This window comes from Dictyobacter halimunensis, assembly GCF_036245075.1.
This window is the reverse complement of record NZ_BSRI01000002.1, coordinates 3,536,445-3,555,850: the sequence shown is the minus strand read 5'-3', so window position 1 is coordinate 3,555,850 and position 19,406 is coordinate 3,536,445. Positions and strand designations below refer to the sequence as shown.

Sequence of the window (19,406 nt, the reverse complement as noted above, 5' to 3'; positions counted from 1 at the left end):
ATAAAGAACCAACAAAAAAGCCCTTCATCCTACTACTCAGGACGAAGAGCGTTATACTCTCGTGTTGCCACCTGCATTCGCCAATACCTCACGATATTGACCTCAGCAAGTATGTATGATACATACTCCGGCCTGATTACGGTGGCCACCGGCGCAGTTCTACTTTCGCTTACAAGCGATTTCTTCTCGCAGCTTCAGGGTCTTATTCACGATCGGTTAGCGTGTAGACTTCTCACCAGCTATCTACTCTCTGTCCGTAACGGATAATCGCTACTTGTCCTGTCAAAGCTTTTTCGCTATGCGGTTGTGTGTTTTTCCTTGTTCAAATTTATAACACGCTCATTGTGGATTGTCAATGGCTATATAGCAAAAATTTTGCTCGTGACAGCAAACCGGAAATATCTACAACAAAAACACTTTGCCTATGGACAAAATCACCATCACGGCAAATTCAGTCATAAAGTACGCTCCCGCAGCATAAAATTGCCCGGCATAGGAATATAATTATAATTCCTTTTTTATTGACAAATGTTTTGATGAATTTATATACTACATTCGTTCTTTTCAAGGAAGAAAAGACTTCAGCCATAAATAGATTCTTTATGCATGGGGATGAAGTATGGAACAACTGGCAACGATCGGCAATTATCGCCTGCTAGAACCCATCTCTAGCGGAACATATGGACGTGTCTATCGGGCGGAACACCTGGTATTAAGCAATCGTGTGGTTGCCATAAAAATCTTACATGGAGCGTTCCTGCAAACGCAGTCCGATAGAGAGGGCTTTTTTCGCGAAGCTAAATTGCTTGAAATGCTGCAGCATCCATTCATCCTGCGCGTGATTGATGTGGGTCTGCATGAGTTTACCCCTTACTTGGTAACTGAACTGGCTACGGGTGGATCGTTGCGCCAGCTCCTGCGCAACACGGCGACGCAACCACTGTCGTTCGAACAGATCAAACAGATCCTGCATCAGATCGCCACGGCGCTCCAGTTCGCCCATCAGCATAACATCATCCATCGCGATCTCAAACCGGAAAACATTCTTTTCAATGAGAAGAATGATATCTTGATCGCCGACTTTGGGATGTCGCAGGCGCTGCAATCGCAGAGCATCAAAAACGGGAGCGTCGCGGGCACCCCGGCGTATATGGCACCCGAGCAGTTCCGGGGCATGATCAGCAAGGAGAGCGATCAATATGCCCTGGGATGTATCGCCTACGAACTGCTGACGGGCAAGACCCCTTTTCCCAACGCCGATATCTACACGATGGCCTTTAAGCATCTCTCTGAACAGCCGCCAGCGCTCCATCAACTCAATTCCCAGGTCCCCGAACACGTTTCGCAGGCCGTCATGAAGGCGATCGCCAGGGAACGTACAGCCAGACATCCCGATATGTTGAGCTTTGTGCATGCCATCGATAAATCGGCACGCGAATGGCTGCAGGAGGGTAATCAGCTCTTCAGCGCTCAGCAATATGAAAAGGCGGCCATCTGCTATCAGCAGGCGCTACGCCTGACACCGGATAACGCGCGTATCTATCACAGCCGGGGGATCGCCCTGGCTAATCTTCAACGCTATGAAGAGGCTCTGGAGGCATATGAGCAGGCCATCAAGCTTGAACCTGATTTCGCGCTGGCCTATAACAATAAGGGGACCGTCCTGCGACAGCTCAGACGCTATCCAGAGGCGCTGCGGGCATATAAACAGGCCACCATCATCGATCCTCAGTACGCGCTGGCCTATTATAATACCGGTCTGGTACTGGAGATTCTCCAGCATCACGAGGAGGCGCTGGCCGCGTATCGACAGGCGACGCGCATGCACGCCATCCGTCTTGGCTCTCACTACGCACTGGTCTATCGCAAAACCGGCATCATGTCCCTCAAGCTCGCGCGCTATGAAGATGCGCTCAGCGCTTATGAGCAGGCCATGCGTATCGATCCTGATAGCTCCAGACCCCATATCGGACGCGGGGTGGCGCTGCTTTACCTGCGGCGCGCCGAAGAGGCCCTGACATCGTTTGAGCAGGCACTCAACATCGACTGCGATACCACCCTCGCGCTCATCGGCAAGATCATTGCGCTGCAGATGCTGCAGCAGCACACGGAGGCCAGGGAAATCTTCAAGCAGGCGATCTCCAGTGAAGACCACTATGCCCTCATGTACACCGTCCAAGATGACGCGGCCGACAACCTGACCCGCCTCAAAAAAACGTTCGCGGCCTATGAGCATACCATTGATTTTGAGCTCAATCACTATGGATCGCCCAAACGCACCGCTCCCCTGGCTCATCAAGCCTGAGCCCTGTTGCCACCTCCATATCCCTCTTTTGTCCATGCCAGTATATATAAAAGCTACTCTAACTCATGGACAGGGTACACGTATACCATTACAATAGGAAAAATTAGATAGATAGATATTGTGGAAAAATAATATGCTTTCAGATACATTATCAAAGCTAGCCAGAACAACGAGGGATGAATGATACAGAAGCAAGATGCGTCCAGTAGTGCTCTATCACCTCCAGTGGCGCCGATCATCAAAGTCGAACAGCTGGTGAAGCGCTACAAGAAAGCTGAGACGAATGCCGTGAACGAAATCTCGTTCAGTGTACGTCCCGGCTCGCTTTTCTCCTTGCTGGGACCCAATGGGGCGGGCAAGACGACGACGATCTCGATCCTGACCACCACGTTACAGCCAACGTCGGGCTCGGTGATGATCGCTGACTATGACATATCCCGGCAAGCCAGCGCGGTGCGCAAGAATATCGGCATCATCTTTCAAAAGCCCAGCCTTGACCTCAACCTGACGGCCGAGGAGAATGTTCGCTTCCACGCCACCCTCTATGGACTCTATCCTTTCCGGCCATCCTATAAAACGATGCCGAAGGGTTATCAGCAGCGCATCGATGAGCTGGCAAACGTGCTGGGAATTCGTGAGGATCTCTTTAAGCCGGTCAAGAAATTTTCGGGCGGCATGATGCGCAAGCTAGAGATTCTGCGTAGCCTGCTCCACAATCCCCGCGTCCTGTTTCTGGATGAGCCCACAACAGGGCTGGATCCCTCGAGCCGGCGCAGCCTATGGGAGTATCTGAGCAAGGTACGTCTTGAGCAGCAGACGACGATCTTTCTGACCACCCACTACCTGGAAGAGGCGGAGAAGGCGGACGATATCTGCATCATCAATAAGGGCAACATCGTGGCACATGGCACGCCCGCGCAGGTGAAGGCCGAGCTGGTCGAAGAATATGTACTACTCGATGCCGATGATCGCGCCAGCCTGCTAACGGAGCTGCGGCGCATGAATTTCGCAGTGGGTGAGCTGGCCCCCTTTAAAGTTTCGCTGGCCCATGACAGGCTGCACCCTGCCCTCAAAGCTATTGAGACCCCGCTCACGCTTATTGAAACCCATATGCCTTCGCTGGAGGATGCGTATATGGAGATTATAGAGAAATAATGAAAACGATACATATGGTAGAGGTTAACCACGGCATCAACGCGGTGCTGACGATTGCCTACCGCGACCTGTTGCGTTTCTTTCGCGACCCGGCCCGCCTGCTGGGCACCATTATCTTTCCTATCCTCTTTGTGGGGGTACTGGGCGCTGGCTTCCAGAATGGCTACGGCAGTAGTATCGGCTATGACGTGCTGCAATTCATTTTTACCGGCGTGCTGGCCCAGACGGTCTTTCTCTCGACCAGTTCCGGCATCGTCTCTTTGATCGAGGACCGTGAAAACAACTTCAGCCAGGAGATCTTTATCTCGCCCATCTCACGCTACACCATTGTTTTTGGCAAGATCTTTGGCGAGTCCCTGGTAGCGATGGTGCAGGCTGTGGTGGTACTGATCTTCGGACTGGTTATCGGTCTGCCCCTGACCCCATTCATGTTCCTGGCCTTACTGCTGACCTCGTTGATCATCTGCCTCTTTGGAGGCTCCTTCGGACTAATTATGCTCTCGCTCTTTGGTAGCCAGCGCGCCGCTAACCAGATCATGCCCTTTTTAATCTTCCCCCAGTTCTTCCTGGCCGGCATCTTTAGCCCGATCAACCATCTGCCCTGGTACATGGATATTTTATCCAGAATCACACCCCTGCGCTACGCCGCCGATCTGATGCGCAGCGTCTACTTTCTTGGCTCGCCAGCTTATAGTAAGATCGTCCTGATCAACCCGATCTTGAACTTCATCATCATGGCACTCCTTTTTACGCTCTTCCTTATCTTTGGTACCATCGTTTTTGTGCGTAGCGAGCGCAACAAATAGTAATATACGATTTATCGGTGCACCTCATTTGAGTTTATGGGCCGCGTTTGATACATTATATGTGTCAAGGCTACTCAACATCCAGGTGCAATAAATCGGCACCCACGTAAATATGGATTTTACAATGAATACGATCGTATCGCGCGTACATGTAGGCTCGCTCTTCACTGACCAGTTCAGGCTGGAGCCAGCCCTGCAAAGGGCCAGGGGCTTTTTTAGTTACACCACGCACTCCGAAGGCGGCTCCACCATAGGCAAAGGAAAAGGGCAATTGGCTGGGGGGGGATCGAGTTTCGGCCTGGCGAGCCTCTGGCGTCCCTCGATCGTCGTAGGGCTGCTCTATATTGTCTTTTTTATGCTGGTGACGATTAGCCATCATTACCCATTGCTACACTATGTACATATCGGGAACTACTTCGCATCTGTCGCACGGAAACCTATTCGTCCTGGAGAACTTAATGGCGCCGGCGGATATGATGGGCAGTTCTATTACTTTATCGCCCGCGATCCGGTACATGCCGCCAGTTTGATGGACGATGCGCCGTACCGCTATCAGCGCATCGTCTATCCTCTACTCGCGTTCATACTCAGCTTCCATCAGGCTGCGCTGCTGCCGCCGGTGCTCCTGCTGATCAATTTTGCCTCGATCGTATTGAGCGTAGAGATCGTGGCTCGGTTGCTGGAGCGCTATCAGCTCTCCCCCTGGTATAGCCTGGCGATCGGACTGTACTTTGGGCAGGCGACCGCGCTACTCTTCGACACGACGGAACCATTGACGTATGGCCTGCTCTGCGCTGGTCTGCTGCTGCTGGATAAGAAAAAGATGACCTGGGCGGCGATCGTGATGGGGATCGCGGTACTATCGCGCGAGACGGCGGCCCTCTTTCCCGGTGGACTGATCGTGTACTATCTGTTCCACAGGAACTGGCGAGAGGTCTTCCGCTTTAGCCTGATCTCGTTCCTGCCAACCATTATCTGGTACGCCCTGCTGGTGGTCATCTTCGGCAAAACGGGACTGACCTACGCGCCAACCTTTCAGCTGATCCCATTCAAGGGCCTGTTTGTCTTCAGCTCGGATCTGCCGCGCTTCATTCCGCTGCTCGTGATGATGTTTATCCCCACCATCATTGGCTGGCTGCTATTCCTGAGAGCGACGATCAAGCGACAGTGGGCGGGCGCGACCTGGTTTATCTGGTTTATTAACCTGGCCCTGGTTACCTGCCTGGCGCCCGGCTCGTATAAAGAGCTCGTCTCGGCCGGACGCCTCTCGATGGGCATCGTGCTGGCGATCCTGCTCTACGGCTGGCAGAGTCGCAACAAATGGGTCCTCTGGGGAGCGCAGATCTATGCATTGACTGGCTTCATCTATGCGCTGGGTATATTACAGATCATCGGCCACTATCCCAGTTAAATAAGCCGGGGCAAGCCCGGCACCTACGAAAGCACCAAAGCTGGGGCAAGCCCGGCACCTACGATCTTCGTTTCCGAAAATCATGTTGTTGGCTGGCAGTCGCAAAAGACGGCCAGCCAACAACATTACGCGCTCCCTGAACGTAATACTATGCAGGACTTCTCTGTTTTGAGAACATCAGAGAAAAAGACGGTAACTTCTGGCTCGTGGAAGCGATAGTAAGTGGACAGGGACCATATGCATAGACCACAAAAATATATTTATATCATAACCACCTGGCTGTGCCTGCTATTCTGCCTGAGCGCCTGCCAGCTGACACCCGCTTCGACCGAGACTCGACAGCCGACAAAGGTGCCGGCTACGCCGACGCCGCAGAGCACCCCCAGTTCTGGTGCGCTGCATTTTCCTCCTCTGCCCACGCCGACCGGCTCCGCCGCCACACCCTTACCCGGCGCCACGCCAACGCAATCGGCCAACCGGCCAGCGATCCCGCCCATGGCCAACGATCATGGCCGTCCAGTGCTGGCATTTTACTATACATGGTACAATCAGCAGTCATGGACGCGCTCCCAGATGTCCGACCTGCCAGCCAGCGAGTATAACTCGGGGGACGATACCACCATCGATCGCCAGCTCGATGAGGCGGCGGGAGCGGGCATCACCGGCTTTATCAGCTCATGGTGGAGCGCGGGCGACAAGACAGATGTGAACTTCGGCAAGCTACTCGCCAGAGCCGCCAATCTAGAGGCACAGGACCACTATCACTTCACCTCCAGCCTCTACATCGAGAGCGACGCGCCCAATCTGAACAGCCCGGACAAGATGGTCAGTGCCCTGAACTACGTCAATAGCCACTATAGCGCGAGCCCATACTTCTTTCACTGGCAGGGAAAACCCGTGCTCTTCTTCTGGGATCCCCTCGGCAGCGGACGCACCCTGGCCCAATGGACCTCGATCCGCCAGCAGGTTGATCCCAATCACCAGATGATCTGGTCTGCCGAGAGCGTCAATACCGATCTACTGAGCGTCTTCGATGGCATCCACCTGTTCAGCGCCGGTTACTGGGGGCTGCAGAACAATACTATGCCACAGGTCGATCAGGGTTTTCGCGACAAGATCAACGCCTACAACAAGGTGCACAACACACAGAAAATCTGGGCGGCCGGCGTCATGCCCGGCTACGACGATACCCGTGTTCCCGACCGCAAGAACACCTTCGTCGTGCCCCGCAACAACGGCGCCACCTACATCACCAGTTGGAACGCGGCCATTGGCAGCTCGCCCGATTGGGTTACGATTACAAGTTATAACGAGTGGTATGAGGGTGCGATGATCGAGCCCAGCGTCACCTACGGCAACCAGTACCTCGACCTCACGCGCCAGTTCACGCAGCGCTGGCACGGATAAACAGGCTGTGCTCTTTTTCACCATATGCCGACTCCAGCGGGTGCGCGCTGCTGGCCCACTCCCGCTGGAGTCGATGACCACTATCAGGAGATAGTCCAGATCTGTACCGTGCCATCATTGCTTCCCGAGGCGATGTAGCCGCCTTTGGGTGACCAGGCAACGGCATACACCATATTGGTATGGCCTTTATAGGTGTAGAGGTGAGCACCATCCCGCGCATCCCAGATCTGCACCGTGTGATCCAGGCTTCCCGAGGCGACGCGCCTGTCATCGGGTGACCAGGACACGGTACTTGTCGTATCGGTATGTCCTTTGTAGGTGTTGCGATGCGTCCCATCTGCGGCATTCCAGACCTGCGCGGTCCTGTCGAAGCCTGCTGAAGCGATCTGCCTGCCACTGTGCGACCAGGCGATCGCGTAGACAGTGTCGGTGTGCCCTTTGTATATGTAAGGCGATGCACCATCAAACGCATCCCAGATATGCACCGTGTGGTCCGTACTTCCCGAAGCGATGCGCCTGCCATCGGGTGACCAGGCGACCGCGCACACAATGCCCGCATGCCCTTTGTAGGTGTTGCGATTCGCCCCATCAGCAGAGTTCCAGACCTGCACCGTTCCATCACTACTGGCTGAAGCGATGTATTTACCGTCCGGCGACCAGGTGATGGCGTACACGATACCCGTATGTCCTTTATAGGTGTAAGGATCATTGCTACCATCGGCGTTCCAGACCTGCACGATCTCATCCTCATCGCCCGAGGCGATGCGCTTGCCATCCGGCGACCACTTTACCGTGCGCACGCCATTCAAATGTCCCTTATATGTAAAGGCATGGGCGCCATTGAACGCGTCCCAGACCTGCACCTTGCTTCGCTCATCGCCCGAGGCGATGCGCCTGCCATCGGGTGACCAGGCGAGCGTGTTTACGGCGCTGTAGTTCTGCTTATAGATATGGACGAGGGAGCCATCGGCCGTATTCCAGACCTGCGCCGTTCCATCATTGCTGGCGGAAACGATACGTTTCCGATCGGGTGACCAGGAGACTCCGAACACGCTATCGGCATGCCCCTTGTAGATATAAGCCTGACCACCATCCTGCGCATCCCAGATCCGCGCCGTTTTGTCGCCGCTTCCTGAAACAATGCGCTTGCTGTCCGACGACCACGCGACGGTGTACACCACATCGACATGCCCCTTGTAGGTGTAGGAGTGGGCGCCACTGCGAGCATCCCAGACCTGCGCCGTCTCATCGCTGCTGACAGAGGCGATGTATCTACCATCCGGCGACCAGTCGATCGCGAACACACTGCCTGTATGCCCTTTGTAGGTGTACGGCTGAGCGCCATTCTGGGCGTTCCAGACCTGCACCGTTTTATCATAACCACCCGACGCGATACGCTTACTATCGGGCGACCACGTCACGGCAAGCACAGTAGTGGTATGCCCACTATACGTGTAAATATGGGTCCCATCCTGCGCCTGCCAGACCTGCACAGTCCCATCGCCGCTGGCCGAGGCGATATATCCCCCATCCGGCGACCAGGCGACATCATGCACGCTATTCAGATGTCCCTTATATGTGTAGGCGTGGGCGCCATCCCGCGCATCCCAGACCTGCACGGTTCCATCATCGCTAGCGGAAACGATACGCCTGCCATCGGGCGACCACGCGACAGCATAGATAATATCTGTATGGCCCCTGTAAATAAAGGGATCGGCACCAGTTTGCGCGTCCCAGACCTGCACTGTGTGATCGGTGCATCCCGAGGCGACACGCTTACCATCTGGCGACCAGGCGGCCGCAATTGTGCCGGCGCGGTACGGCCCGCTGAGGGTGTAGACTACCTTTCCCATCGACGGCGCAGGCTTTGGGGTTTCATGCTTTGGAGGCGCAGGCTCAGGTAGTGTACCTGTATTCGCGCTGGCCAACCATACGGCGCCGCCTCCGACCGCGGCGAGCGCGACCAGGCCCGCGATCGCGTTTCTGCGCGTAAGCTTCCCGCTCAGAAACGCGGGTGTCGTCGATGCACCTGAACCCTCACCTGGATACATCGGCCGGGTAGAAAAGGTCTGGGGAGTTTCGTTCGCATACATCTGCTGGCCGGAGAAAGCCTCCGGAGATCCATGCAACGGATGATACGCGTAAGGATGAGCCCCCTCGCCACTCGATATGGGTGGGGTATGCGTGGATACAGGCGGTGGGGGTGGCGGAATACTAACCGGGGTCGTTTCATAAGCCGGTGGAGGCGGTGGCGTAAGCTCTGGCGAGGATGTGCGCTCAGCGCTCGCTCGCTCTAAGGCCAGGCCAAATGCTTCTATGTTGGCAAAGCGGTCCTGCGGATCTTTTGCCAGCGCCTTCAGCACAATAGCCTCTACCCTTTCCGGAAGATTGGGTACATGCTCGCGCAACGGGGTCGGAGGATTGACCAGATGCTGAGAGATCACCTCCCATGCCGAGCCTGGAAAAGGGCGCGTGCCGCACAACCATTCATAGACACATATGGCTAAAGCATACTGATCGCTGGCCGGACGTGGCTTGCCATGCAGTTGTTCGGGCGCCATGTAGCCGACGGTTCCGCTCATCCCTCCGGTGTGGATCGATTGTTCAGAATGCGCAATCGCCGCGATCCCAAAATCACTGAGCAAGATCTGCTGATTTTGTCCGATGAGCATGTTTTGTGGCTTGACGTCGCGATGAATGAGGCGCCGATCATGGGCAAATTGTAAGGCTTGTGCCACCTGAAGGGCATACGAGCAGACACGCTCAAGCGGAATACGCGACCCCTCTGGATGGCGCTGGCGCAAGGTTCCGTTGGGCGCGTAATCCATCACCAGGAAGGGCGTATGTTCATCGACCCCAAAATCGAGCAGCTGAACAATATGAGGGTGTTTGAGGCGGAAAAGCGTTCTTACCTCAGTAAGAAAAGAGTTGAGCGTCTCCGGAGTCAGTTGAACCTTCAACACTTTAACGGCTACGGTAGCATGATCGTGCAGGTGCTGCCCCAGATAAACATCACCAAAGGTGCCATCACCCAGCAGCCGAGTCAATACATACTCGTCCAGGTGCTCCCCTACACGAGAATCCATGCATACACTCCCTTACATTTACATATATAAATTAAGCAAAATTTATTGTAAGTGGAGAAAAGAAGCTTGTCAAGCGCGTTGTCTTATACATGATGTGCATAGGGTGGCTCCTATTATCATCCCCATCTGCGGTTCATAGGGACATCACCAGAGGTCCTGGCATGATGCCGTCTATAACAAAGAAGCCGTCACCCCTTATAAATCAGGAGTAACGGCTTCTTATGTTCTCAAGTTCTTAAGTTCTCAAAGAGGACAGCTTGAGAGAGGTATGTTGATCGTCGACAGCAACTATTTGCTCGCCTGGGGTCGTGGGTCGCCACCGGTAAAGGGCATCGACGGATATCCACCTCCGGGAGCGCCCGCGCCCCCAGCTACCCCACCCGCGGCAACCGTATGTACGCTGCTATTGTTGTTGTTGTTATGATGATGGTGATGGTGATCATTGTGGTGATGGTGATGGTCCTGATCATTGTCGCAATCTTCATTAATCACGACCACCGAGCTCCCATTATCAAGCACGATCTTTGTATTATCGTCAACATTGATAACCTTGGTCTCATCATTACCATTACTATCCATGCCTCCAAGATCAATAGGGCCCTGCGGATCTTGAGCGCCATTTAGCGACTGCCCCTGATCGCTGGGGACCTGTGGACCATTCCCCGCATCGACCGTCTGGTTCACCTGACCGTATGACATAGGCGTGGCTGTGGCTACCGCTGTAGCTGCGGCTGTCGCTACGGTCGTGGCCGCTGTCGTTGTCGTAGGAATATCCCCGCGTCCAGATGTAACTGAACGCTGAGCGGAATGAAGAGTACTATTCACGTCCCTGCTGGTGATCGACGCGGCCCGCGCGGTATGCAGGATAGATGACATACTCACCAGCAGCAGAATGAAGAATACTGATACTCGCATAGCGGAGTTTGTATGTGACAAAAATTTCCTCACACGTTCTTTTTGATGCATCATCAAATTCCCTTTCAACCTTGTCTCTATTTTTCAAAAAAAGCAACTGTCACGTTAAAAGCTATGTCTTACAATTTCAGGTAATTCTCATAGCTTTCTCACGCATGGATCATTGGTTGACTAAAGATTCATCGCAAAATGGAAGATCCAAAACATAACGACACAGTACATTGACCTGCGTCCTGGCTGTCATGTTGCTTTTAACTTATTATGTAGAGGGCTTAGAACATACTAAGTTAAATATTGTTTTGCCATAACTATAACTGTGCCGTTGCAGAACATGATCGGCATAGCCAATCATGTTCTGCAACGGCACAGAAAAATGTAGCTCTGCCGCGCAGAGCAAGGGTATTTCAGCTTGAAGGGGCCTGGCTACGAACTTGACATCTGATGGATTGGATGATACCATTTACCCTGGACACGAAAAATCATACATTAAGGTTTTTTTGATGAAAAGGGCTTTACCACTCACAGTTTATAGCGCCGCATGAGCGACCACGCCTGGGCTGATGCGGCAGGATCAGGCGCTTATGATGTTTGCTCACCCTCCGTTTTGTGTGAGCATTTGTAAGCATGCCCTTTGCATCCTCTTCGTCCTTTTCCTTCTTGAACGGGTCATCACATCATCACTTGCCTTTTGATGCGCGTGTGTCGCCGACCAGACATTGAGCCCCTTATCTCTGTCTGCCTGCGGCCATTCTGTGTGTGCTTCCCGTTTGCATTAAGTTATGAGAGGGCCTCAATACTTCAGCTATTGCCGCCTTCGCCCACGATCACAAACAGAACCCGATTTTATACATAAGCACTTGAAGATATGAAGCACACAGGGAGAGCATCCACAGTATGTTAAAAGTAAATCATGTTTCTCTTTCATATGGCCCACGTATTATCCTCGACGATGTATCGCTTACAGTAGCACCGGGCGAAAAGGCCGGGCTGATCGGCGTCAATGGCGCCGGTAAGAGCTCATTGCTCAAGATCATTGGCGGCTATCAGGAGGCCGATCGGGGCCACATTATGCGATCCAAGACCTATGGCTACCTCTCGCAGGATGTCGCGCACGAGACACCGGTCGCCTCGGGCGGCCTGGTCCGTGATTTTATCTATAGTGGCACCGGACTGGATAAGGCGATCGCCCGCTATGAAGAACTTTCTTTGAAGATCGCCGATCCCGATATCGATGACCTGGAGACGGCCCTGGAGCATTTTGAGGAGGCCCAGGGAGAGCTTGAGCGACTGGGCTATTATGATGCCGACGCCCGCTGTGAACAGTTGATCAGCGGCCTCAATATCGGCGGGGTGACGTTGGATCGCGAGGTCAGCACACTCAGCGGTGGACAGAAGACCAAACTGGCCCTGGTACGCCTGCTCTTCCAATCCCCCGAACTACTGCTGCTAGACGAGCCGACCAACTTCCTGGACGTCGAGGCCACCATCTGGCTGATGGAGTTTCTTGAGAGCTACCGGGGCGCCCTGCTGATCATCTCGCACGACCTGGATCTACTGGATCGCAGCATTACCAAAGTGCTGCGCCTCAACGAGTTTACCCATAAGCTGGAAGAGTATAAGGGCACCTATACCAGTTACCTGAATGTCATTGGTGATGCCCAGGCTTTGATCGAGCGCACCAAAAAGCAGCAGGAACGTGAGATCGCGCGCCTGCGCAAAACCTCCGATCGCCTACGCGGCTTCGGCGCCACGCGTGTAAAGCAGCGTATCGCGATGGACAAACGTATCGCGGACCTCGAAGAGAGCAAGCCACTGGTAGCACAGGCCAGTCGCCGCATGAAGATCGACTTTCCGGTGCGCCAGCAGAGCAGTAACCTGGTAGTCGAGGCGAAAAATCTTTCCAAAGCCTATGGCACCAAGCAGATCTTTAATGACATCAGCTTCGAGGTGGACCGTGGCGAACGCCTGGTTATCGTTGGGCTCAACGGCGTCGGTAAAACGACCCTGCTGCGTACAGTACTGGGACTGGTCCCATTGAACGCCGGTAAGGTTGTTCTCGGAGACCGAGTACAGATCGGCTACTATGCCCAGGAGAGCGAGGGGCTCGACTACGACAACACCGTCCTCAACGAGGCCAACGACATCCTGCCAACCGATGCCAAACGCGTGCGTGGTGTGCTAGGTCGCTTCCTCTTCAGTGGAGATCGCGTCTTCCAAAAGATCGGCACGCTCAGCGGTGGAGAGAAGACACGCCTGGCCCTGGCCAAAATGGTCCTGGAGGGTCCCAATGTCCTCGTCCTCGACGAGCCCACATCCCACCTGGACATCATCTCAAAGGAGATCATCGGCGAAGCGCTCGGCAACTACCAGGGCACCATCATGACGGTCACCCACGACGTCGATTTCGTACGCCTGCTCAAACCCACCATGATGTTGCTCATGCCCGAAGGCCGGCTCGTCCCCTACGACACCAAATACGACGAGCTCCTCGAACGCGCCTAACATCTTTTTTAATAAGCAGGAAGCCGCATGGTGCCGCGTAAAGCGGCACCATGCGGCTTCCTGCTTATTAAAAATTCTTCGAGCGCCTACGGCGCTCGCATCAGTGGCCGCAGGCACCATACCCCGCTAATGTGGTATGGTATGAATATAGGTGCTATATTCATACCATACAGCTCTCCTTCCAATCCTTATACTTTGCATCGTAGAGGTCGAATTCGTAATAGTAGACGTATACAACAGATATGTACTCATGTGCTGCAGTTGCTGGCTGAAATAGAGCAGAGACGAAAGGATGTGGCCGGGTATGGTATTTCTCTCCCTCCTCAAGAAAGAGATGCGCTTACGCTTGCGCCGCGAACGAACGATCTGGGTCATTATCACATATGTATTGTTCCTGGGGCTGCTGGGCTGGCTCTTCCTCAACAATGCCTCCAATAGCTCCACGAGCATCTCTGCCAATGGATTGAGCGATACCGGCTCCAATCTCTATTCATTGCTCGCCCAGGTGCAGCTCTGCCTGATTATTTTTATTACCCCTTCATTGACGGCCACGGTCATCAACGGCGAAAAGGAGCGGCAGACCTATGAGATGCTGCTCTGCTCACGGCTCTCGGCTTTCTCGCTGATTATGGGCAAGCTGGGCGCCAGCCTGATCAACGCGCTGCTGCTGATCGCCGCCTCGATCCCGCTCTTCAGCCTGGTCTTCTTCTTTGGAGGGGTTGGACCCGAACAGATCGGTAGCGCGCTCGTGCTCTACGTGACAACGGTGCTGTGGCTGGGCACACTGGGCCTTTTTTGCTCGGCCATCTTCCAGCGTCCTGCCATCTCGACCGCCATCGCCTATATGGTCAGCTTGATCTGGATGATGCTCCCGCTCTTGATCTCGATCGTCCTGCTCACATCTGGCCAGGGCTATCGTTTCTTTCAGCTCTATCCCGTCAAGTCCAAGCTCCTCTTTGTCTGGAATCCACTCATCGCATTGACCAATATCACGCCCAACAATAGCGTCTTTTCGTCCTTTATCTTTTTCCTCAACTTCGGCTATGGCACCGGCTATGGAGGGGTAGGTGGCAACGCGACGCCTGTGACGGTCGGCAACTGGCACCTCTCCTATTGGGTCACCTACAGCATCATCAGCGCTGTGATGGCCCTCATCCTGATCCTGCTCAGCATGCTGCTGGCAAGGCCGAGGCGCTACGCTTCCCCGCGCCACTCTGTATCACAGCGCGGTGAAACGCAGATCACAGTCTGAGGAGCAATATTGACATGTAACAGGCGGGGAACGTAAAACGTAGAGGGTAGGGCGCGACCCATGATCGGGCCTGCTGTGTATCTCTCACAAGGATCGCTACGTGACACTAGTGAGGTCAGTTAAAAGGCAACTGTATTTTATGCAACGTAAAGGAGTTTTTCATGGGTGTAGTTCGTAACTCAAAAGTGGATTTACATGTGAATGGCAACGGTGCCTATGCCTTTATCGCTCAACCCGATGATGACCAGCAGCATCCAGGTGTGGTGTTGATTCAGGAATGGTGGGGGATCGAACCGCATGTCCTGGGTCTGGCCAACAAGCTGGCCGAGGAAGGGTTTGTGGTAGCGGTACCCGATCTCTATCACGGCAAGGTAGCGACCGAGCCCAATGACGCAATGCGCATGATGATGATGCTACAGAAGAATGTGGATGTGGCTGCACGTGAGATTATCGGCGCCCTGGATACCATCAAACAGCTTCCTAACGTTCAGCCAAAGAAACTGGGCCTGATCGGCTTCTGCCTGGGTGGCTTCCTGGCCTACACGGTTGCCTCGCGCTACGCTGATCTCGGAGCACTCGTGCCATTCTATGGCGCGGGCTACGATCCCACTCCCGAAGAGGTCGCGAAGGTTAACGCGCCGGTGTTCGCCGTCTATGGGAAACAGGACGATAGCGTCCCCCCTGAACAGATTCAGAAGATCGAACAGATGTATAAGTCGGCCGGCAAAGACTTTACGGTCAGGGTCTATAACGCGGGTCATGCCTTCCTCAATCCCGACCACGGCATGGGTAATAAGGCGGCGGCGGATGATGCATGGCCGCGCGCGGTCGCCTTCCTGAAAGAGCATGTGCGCTAACGCTGGAAGTTGAGCGCAAGCGCTCGGGCGGTCGTATACGCAACCGTATTAGTTTTGAGGAGTTGGTGCCATACAGCAGGTGGGTGCGGATGCACTCACCTGCTGTATGGCACCAACTCCTTGAGGATATAACTCAACCCTGCCATTCTTTTTATGGGTTGGAGGCAAAGGAGGCCATCTATTGCAACAACGGATATTTAATGATCGGGAGCTGTTGCGCCTGCATGTAGAGGCGGTGTGGGGCGTTACGCTGCCCATGATAGATGATGTGAGCGCGGAGCTTGCTAGCACGGGTTCACAGCCTGACTGGCTGCTGTATGTCGGAAAGATGGCGAGCGAGACAATCTTTATCTGGCGTCCCGATGTCGCGGCGGACCAGCGTCAGCAGATCGTAGATTGGTCCCCCGATAATCAGTCCAATGATGCGAGCTATACCGCGACCTATGAGCGGGCCTTTGTGCAATCGCACGCACCAGCAATGGACCTGGCGACCGCACGCACGATGGCACGGGCGCTTGGCGAGGATGATTATCCCCTGGTCGAGGCCTATGAGAAGGGGTATGGCGAGTATTTCTTTCAGCCCGAGCGGGCGCCACTTTTCGGCGTGGTCAAGGACCAGCGCCTGCTCGCGATCGCCCACAGTTCGCGGCGTACCAATCAGGTCTGTGAGCTCGGTATCGAGACGCATCCACAGGCGCGTCGCCAGGGCTTTGGATTGGCTGTGACGATACTGTGGGCCGATGGTGTACAGCAAGAGAGGCTGCTCCCCCTCTACAGCGCGCTGGCAGACAATGATGCCTCCCTCCATCTCGCCCATGCGGCCGGCTATCGTCCCTTTGTGCTGGGAGCCACCATCCGTCCCGCTGCAAAATAAGAAATTCCCGTCTACACTGCTTGTAAAACCCGTCAAAAAGACACAGCGTCACGTTTAATACATATATAAACAGGTACCATGTGTCATCTTATATTGATTTTATGCAAGCTGTCTCACTAAAGTCAACAATAACCGTATATCGCACCTTATATCGTCCCATGTCCGGTCTATGCGAGTGTCTGACACTCATGGTAATCGCCCGAGGCCTGCATGCGCTTTCGCACTTGTGTGGCTCAACAGCCCATTGCATGCGCTTTCGCACTTGTGTGGCTCAACAGCCCATTGCATGCGCTTTCGCACTTGTGTGGCTCAACAGCCCATTGCATGCGCTTTCGCACTTGTGTGGCTCAACAGCCCATTGCATGCGCTTTCGCACTTGTGTGGCTCAACAGCCCATTGCATGCGCTTTCGCACTTGTGTGGCTCAACAGCCCATTGCATGCGCTTTCGCACCTGCGATGCTCACAGCCTTTTATATGTGGGTGCAACAGGGGCGCGGATGCGCCCCTGTTGCACCCACATATAAACCGGTGCGGCCGCGTCAGCGGACGCCCGTACGGGGGCGCTCACGCTCGCTAGTAAAAAGTGTGTCTGACACTCTCCATCTCTTGGTGAGGAGCCAAAGCTATGTCTCACAGTGAAGTCGCCCTGCTCAGGAAAAAGATTTTAGAAGAATATGAAGCAATGGAACGTGGTTTGACGGGTCTGGCCAGTGGCACCGCCAAACATGCCTTTATCGATGCTCGTATGCGGCGGGTGGATAGGTATCATGATCAGCTCATGCAGTATGTCGGCGAAACGGAAGCAACCCTGACCGTGTGTGAACTGTATATCCAGGCTATTGGCTAAGCCAATGCGCGGTAAAAGGAAAATCTAAAGTAGCATATGCGATGAGGCAGCTATGGCGTCCGGACGCCGTAGCTGCCTCATCGCATATAATAGAGGATGGATGCATCAGCGCCTGCAAGCAGGGATATGCAGCCATAACACATGATAGCCAAAGGAGTCTTTTATGCGCCTCAGACGGTCGGAGCTGTCAACCCCCGGCAGCAATGAATATATGATAGCAAAGGCGGCCGCCAGCGCCGCCGACCTGGTCCTTATCGATCTGGAGGATGCCGTCGCCCCGAATGAAAAGGTGTCGGCCCGCGCCAAAGCGATCCACAGCCTGATGTCACTGGATTGGGGCAAGAAGACGCGCGCCGTACGGGTCAATGATCTGGAAACGGAATTTGCCTACCAGGATATTATTTCGGTGGTGGAGGAAGCGGGCGAGTATCTCGACATTCTGATTGTCCCCAAGGTAAAGTCGGCCCGCGATGTGTGGTGGGTCGATACCCTGCTCTCACAGATTGAGAAGCACCGCCGCCTCTCGCGCCGCATCGGGCTGGAGGTGCTGATCGAAGAGGTGGAGGCTATGCTCAATGTGGAAGATATCGCCAGGGCCAGCAGTCGCTTGGAGGCTCTGATATTTGGGCCCGGCGACTATAGCGCCTCGCAGGGGGTCGATAGCAAGGGCATCGAAGGGACCCATCACAGCTATCCGGGCGATCTCTGGCATTACGCGCGCAACAAGATCGCCATCGCGGCGCGGGCCGCCGGTATCGACGCGATCGATGGTGCCTATGCCGATTTTAAAAACGCCTCCGGCTATGAGGGCGAATGCGTACGCGCCCACACCCTGGGCTTCGTCGGCAAGTGGGCCATCCATCCATCCCAGATCCCCATCGCCAACCAGATCTTCTCCCCCGATCCCGCCGAAGTCGAGTACGCGCGCCGCCTGGACGCGGCCTATACACAGGCGCTGGCACAGGGCCAGGGCGCGATCGCCTTTGAAGGGAAGATGGTCGATGCCGCCATCGTGCGTAGCGTGAAAAATATTATTGCTCGCGCCGATCTGATCGGTATGTGAGACAGCCGGTAGCACGCTAAAACGTATCTTTCAGGGACACCTTACACGTAAAATAATCAGGGAGATCATTATCATAATAAGTAAGGGCAACCCTTTATGTAAAGGTCCTGGACAAAAAATCGCCAGAGCTTATACGCAGAAGAAGGATCATGCTGATGGAAGATACACTTCATGGGAACGCTCAAAAGCTCGGGGCAAAGGGGAAGTCGGTTGAGACGCGCGTGCTTCCCGAAACGGCTCTGGCTGCCGATCCCATGCCCTCTGGCATTCCGCCTCAGGGCTCGGTCGTGGTGACTGTCTCGCGCCAGTTTGGCAGTGGAGGCTCCGACATCGCGCACCTGGTAGCAAAGGCCTCCGGCCTCAATTATGTCGATCAGAAGATTATTACCGAGGTGGCCGAGCGGCTAGGCGTGGATATAGAATACGCGGCCCAGCAGGATGAACAGACCACCGGAATCTCAGGCAATATCCTGGAAGCATTGCGGTCCAGCAATCCGTTCAATGTTCACTATATGTACCCGGCCGCCAAGGCCCAGTCCCAATCACAGGAACTGGCCTACTTCCATTTAACCCAGCGCGTCATTCTGGAACTGGCGACGCAGGGAAATGCCATTATCGTGGGCCGGGGCTCACAATTCTTACTGCATAATAATCCACGCACCCTGCATATCCATATCTTCGCGCCTATGGAATATCGCATCGACTATGTGATGAAGCAGTATCAGGTCAACCGTGCCAACGCGAAAGAAATGATCGAGCAGCGCGACGATGAGCAGGCCCGCTATCTACGCCGCTACTATGGTGTAGACGGGCAGCAGCCAAATTTCTATCATCTACTCATCAATACCGGCCTGTTCTCATTTGAGAGCGCCACAAATTTTATTTGCCAGGCGCTCCCCATCGTACAAGCTATTGTGTAACAAGG

General features: G+C 54.3%; 14 protein-coding genes. 12 read left to right on the top strand and 2 right to left on the bottom strand.

Translation table 11 applies throughout. From position 1 onward, the window contains the following. Nucleotides 1-619 precede the first annotated feature (619 nt). The 5 genes from AABA21_RS28740 to AABA21_RS28720 all read left to right on the top strand — a co-directional run bounded on the left by AABA21_RS28740 (nt 620) and on the right by AABA21_RS28720 (nt 7,084). Nucleotides 620-2,305 (top strand): protein kinase domain-containing protein, encoded by a 1,686-nt coding sequence (locus AABA21_RS28740; RefSeq protein WP_338255523.1) that lies wholly within the window; start codon nt 620-622, stop codon nt 2,303-2,305. A 180-nt stretch (nt 2,306-2,485) separates the two neighbouring features. After that, entirely contained in the window at nt 2,486-3,460 is a 975-nt protein-coding gene (locus AABA21_RS28735) for an ATP-binding cassette domain-containing protein (protein ID WP_338255521.1), read from the top strand. Beyond that, the gene (locus AABA21_RS28730; protein ID WP_338255520.1) at nt 3,460-4,266 is read left to right on the top strand and encodes an ABC transporter permease; all 807 of its coding nucleotides are present in this window, start codon (nt 3,460-3,462) and stop codon (nt 4,264-4,266) included. The genes AABA21_RS28735 and AABA21_RS28730 overlap by 1 nt, the downstream gene beginning before the upstream one ends. Nucleotides 4,267-4,390: 124 nt before the next feature. After that, nucleotides 4,391-5,677, top strand: a complete 1,287-nt coding sequence (locus AABA21_RS28725; protein WP_338255518.1) for an AZOBR_p60025 family cell surface glycopolymer formation protein — start codon at nt 4,391-4,393, stop codon at nt 5,675-5,677. A gap of 237 nt (nt 5,678-5,914) precedes the next feature. Next, nucleotides 5,915-7,084: a glycoside hydrolase family 99-like domain-containing protein gene (locus tag AABA21_RS28720; RefSeq protein WP_338255517.1), complete on the top strand. Its 1,170-nt coding sequence runs from the start codon at nt 5,915-5,917 to the stop codon at nt 7,082-7,084. Nucleotides 7,085-7,167: 83 nt separating this feature from the next. Here the strand turns inward: AABA21_RS28720 and AABA21_RS28715 are convergent, their stop codons facing one another. Both AABA21_RS28715 and AABA21_RS28710 read right to left on the bottom strand, forming a co-directional pair. Beyond that, a complete protein-coding gene (locus AABA21_RS28715; protein ID WP_338255515.1) occupies nt 7,168-10,170 on the bottom strand; it encodes a WD40 domain-containing protein in 3,003 nt (1,000 codons plus the stop codon). Nucleotides 10,171-10,458: 288 nt separating this feature from the next. Beyond that, nucleotides 10,459-11,085 carry a hypothetical protein gene (locus tag AABA21_RS28710; protein WP_338255514.1) on the bottom strand — a complete coding sequence of 209 codons (627 nt, stop codon included), beginning with the start codon at nt 11,083-11,085 and terminating at the stop codon, nt 10,459-10,461. An 894-nt stretch (nt 11,086-11,979) separates the two neighbouring features. On the opposite strand from AABA21_RS28710, the gene abc-f reads away from it, so the two are divergent. From abc-f to AABA21_RS28675, 7 genes are all read left to right on the top strand, one after another. Next, entirely contained in the window at nt 11,980-13,587 is a 1,608-nt protein-coding gene (gene abc-f, locus AABA21_RS28705) for a ribosomal protection-like ABC-F family protein (protein ID WP_338255512.1), read from the top strand. 304 nt (nt 13,588-13,891) lie between these two features. Beyond that, a complete protein-coding gene (locus tag AABA21_RS28700) occupies nt 13,892-14,839 on the top strand; it encodes an ABC transporter permease (protein ID WP_338255511.1) in 948 nt (315 codons plus the stop codon). A 161-nt stretch (nt 14,840-15,000) separates the two neighbouring features. Then, nucleotides 15,001-15,696, top strand: coding sequence for a dienelactone hydrolase family protein (locus AABA21_RS28695; protein WP_338255510.1), 696 nt, complete (start codon nt 15,001-15,003; stop codon nt 15,694-15,696). A 181-nt stretch (nt 15,697-15,877) separates the two neighbouring features. Further along, nucleotides 15,878-16,570: a GNAT family N-acetyltransferase gene (locus AABA21_RS28690; protein WP_338255509.1), complete on the top strand. Its 693-nt coding sequence runs from the start codon at nt 15,878-15,880 to the stop codon at nt 16,568-16,570. Between the two features lie 626 nt (nt 16,571-17,196). Next, the gene (locus AABA21_RS28685) at nt 17,197-17,418 is read left to right on the top strand and encodes a hypothetical protein (RefSeq protein WP_338255507.1); all 222 of its coding nucleotides are present in this window, start codon (nt 17,197-17,199) and stop codon (nt 17,416-17,418) included. A 163-nt stretch (nt 17,419-17,581) separates the two neighbouring features. Then, the gene (locus tag AABA21_RS28680; RefSeq protein WP_338255505.1) at nt 17,582-18,481 is read left to right on the top strand and encodes an HpcH/HpaI aldolase/citrate lyase family protein; all 900 of its coding nucleotides are present in this window, start codon (nt 17,582-17,584) and stop codon (nt 18,479-18,481) included. Between the two features lie 155 nt (nt 18,482-18,636). Further along, nucleotides 18,637-19,401 carry a cytidylate kinase-like family protein gene (locus AABA21_RS28675; protein WP_338255504.1) on the top strand — a complete coding sequence of 255 codons (765 nt, stop codon included), beginning with the start codon at nt 18,637-18,639 and terminating at the stop codon, nt 19,399-19,401. Nucleotides 19,402-19,406 lie beyond the last annotated feature (5 nt).

Bases quoted from the DNA above. Each gene is read 5' to 3' on its own strand.
- AABA21_RS28740 (WP_338255523.1), top strand. From the start codon at position 620: ATGGAACAACTGGCAACGATCGGCAATTATCGCCTGCTAGAACCCATC.
- AABA21_RS28735 (WP_338255521.1), top strand. From the start codon at position 2,486: ATGATACAGAAGCAAGATGCGTCCAGTAGTGCTCTATCACCTCCAGTG.
- AABA21_RS28730 (WP_338255520.1), top strand. From the start codon at position 3,460: ATGAAAACGATACATATGGTAGAGGTTAACCACGGCATCAACGCGGTG.
- AABA21_RS28725 (WP_338255518.1), top strand. From the start codon at position 4,391: ATGAATACGATCGTATCGCGCGTACATGTAGGCTCGCTCTTCACTGAC.
- AABA21_RS28720 (WP_338255517.1), top strand. From the start codon at position 5,915: ATGCATAGACCACAAAAATATATTTATATCATAACCACCTGGCTGTGC.
- AABA21_RS28715 (WP_338255515.1), bottom strand. From the start codon at position 10,170: ATGGATTCTCGTGTAGGGGAGCACCTGGACGAGTATGTATTGACTCGG.
- AABA21_RS28710 (WP_338255514.1), bottom strand. From the start codon at position 11,085: ATGCGAGTATCAGTATTCTTCATTCTGCTGCTGGTGAGTATGTCATCT.
- abc-f (WP_338255512.1), top strand. From the start codon at position 11,980: ATGTTAAAAGTAAATCATGTTTCTCTTTCATATGGCCCACGTATTATC.
- AABA21_RS28700 (WP_338255511.1), top strand. From the start codon at position 13,892: ATGGTATTTCTCTCCCTCCTCAAGAAAGAGATGCGCTTACGCTTGCGC.
- AABA21_RS28695 (WP_338255510.1), top strand. From the start codon at position 15,001: ATGGGTGTAGTTCGTAACTCAAAAGTGGATTTACATGTGAATGGCAAC.
- AABA21_RS28685 (WP_338255507.1), top strand. From the start codon at position 17,197: ATGTCTCACAGTGAAGTCGCCCTGCTCAGGAAAAAGATTTTAGAAGAA.
- AABA21_RS28680 (WP_338255505.1), top strand. From the start codon at position 17,582: ATGCGCCTCAGACGGTCGGAGCTGTCAACCCCCGGCAGCAATGAATAT.
- AABA21_RS28675 (WP_338255504.1), top strand. From the start codon at position 18,637: ATGGAAGATACACTTCATGGGAACGCTCAAAAGCTCGGGGCAAAGGGG.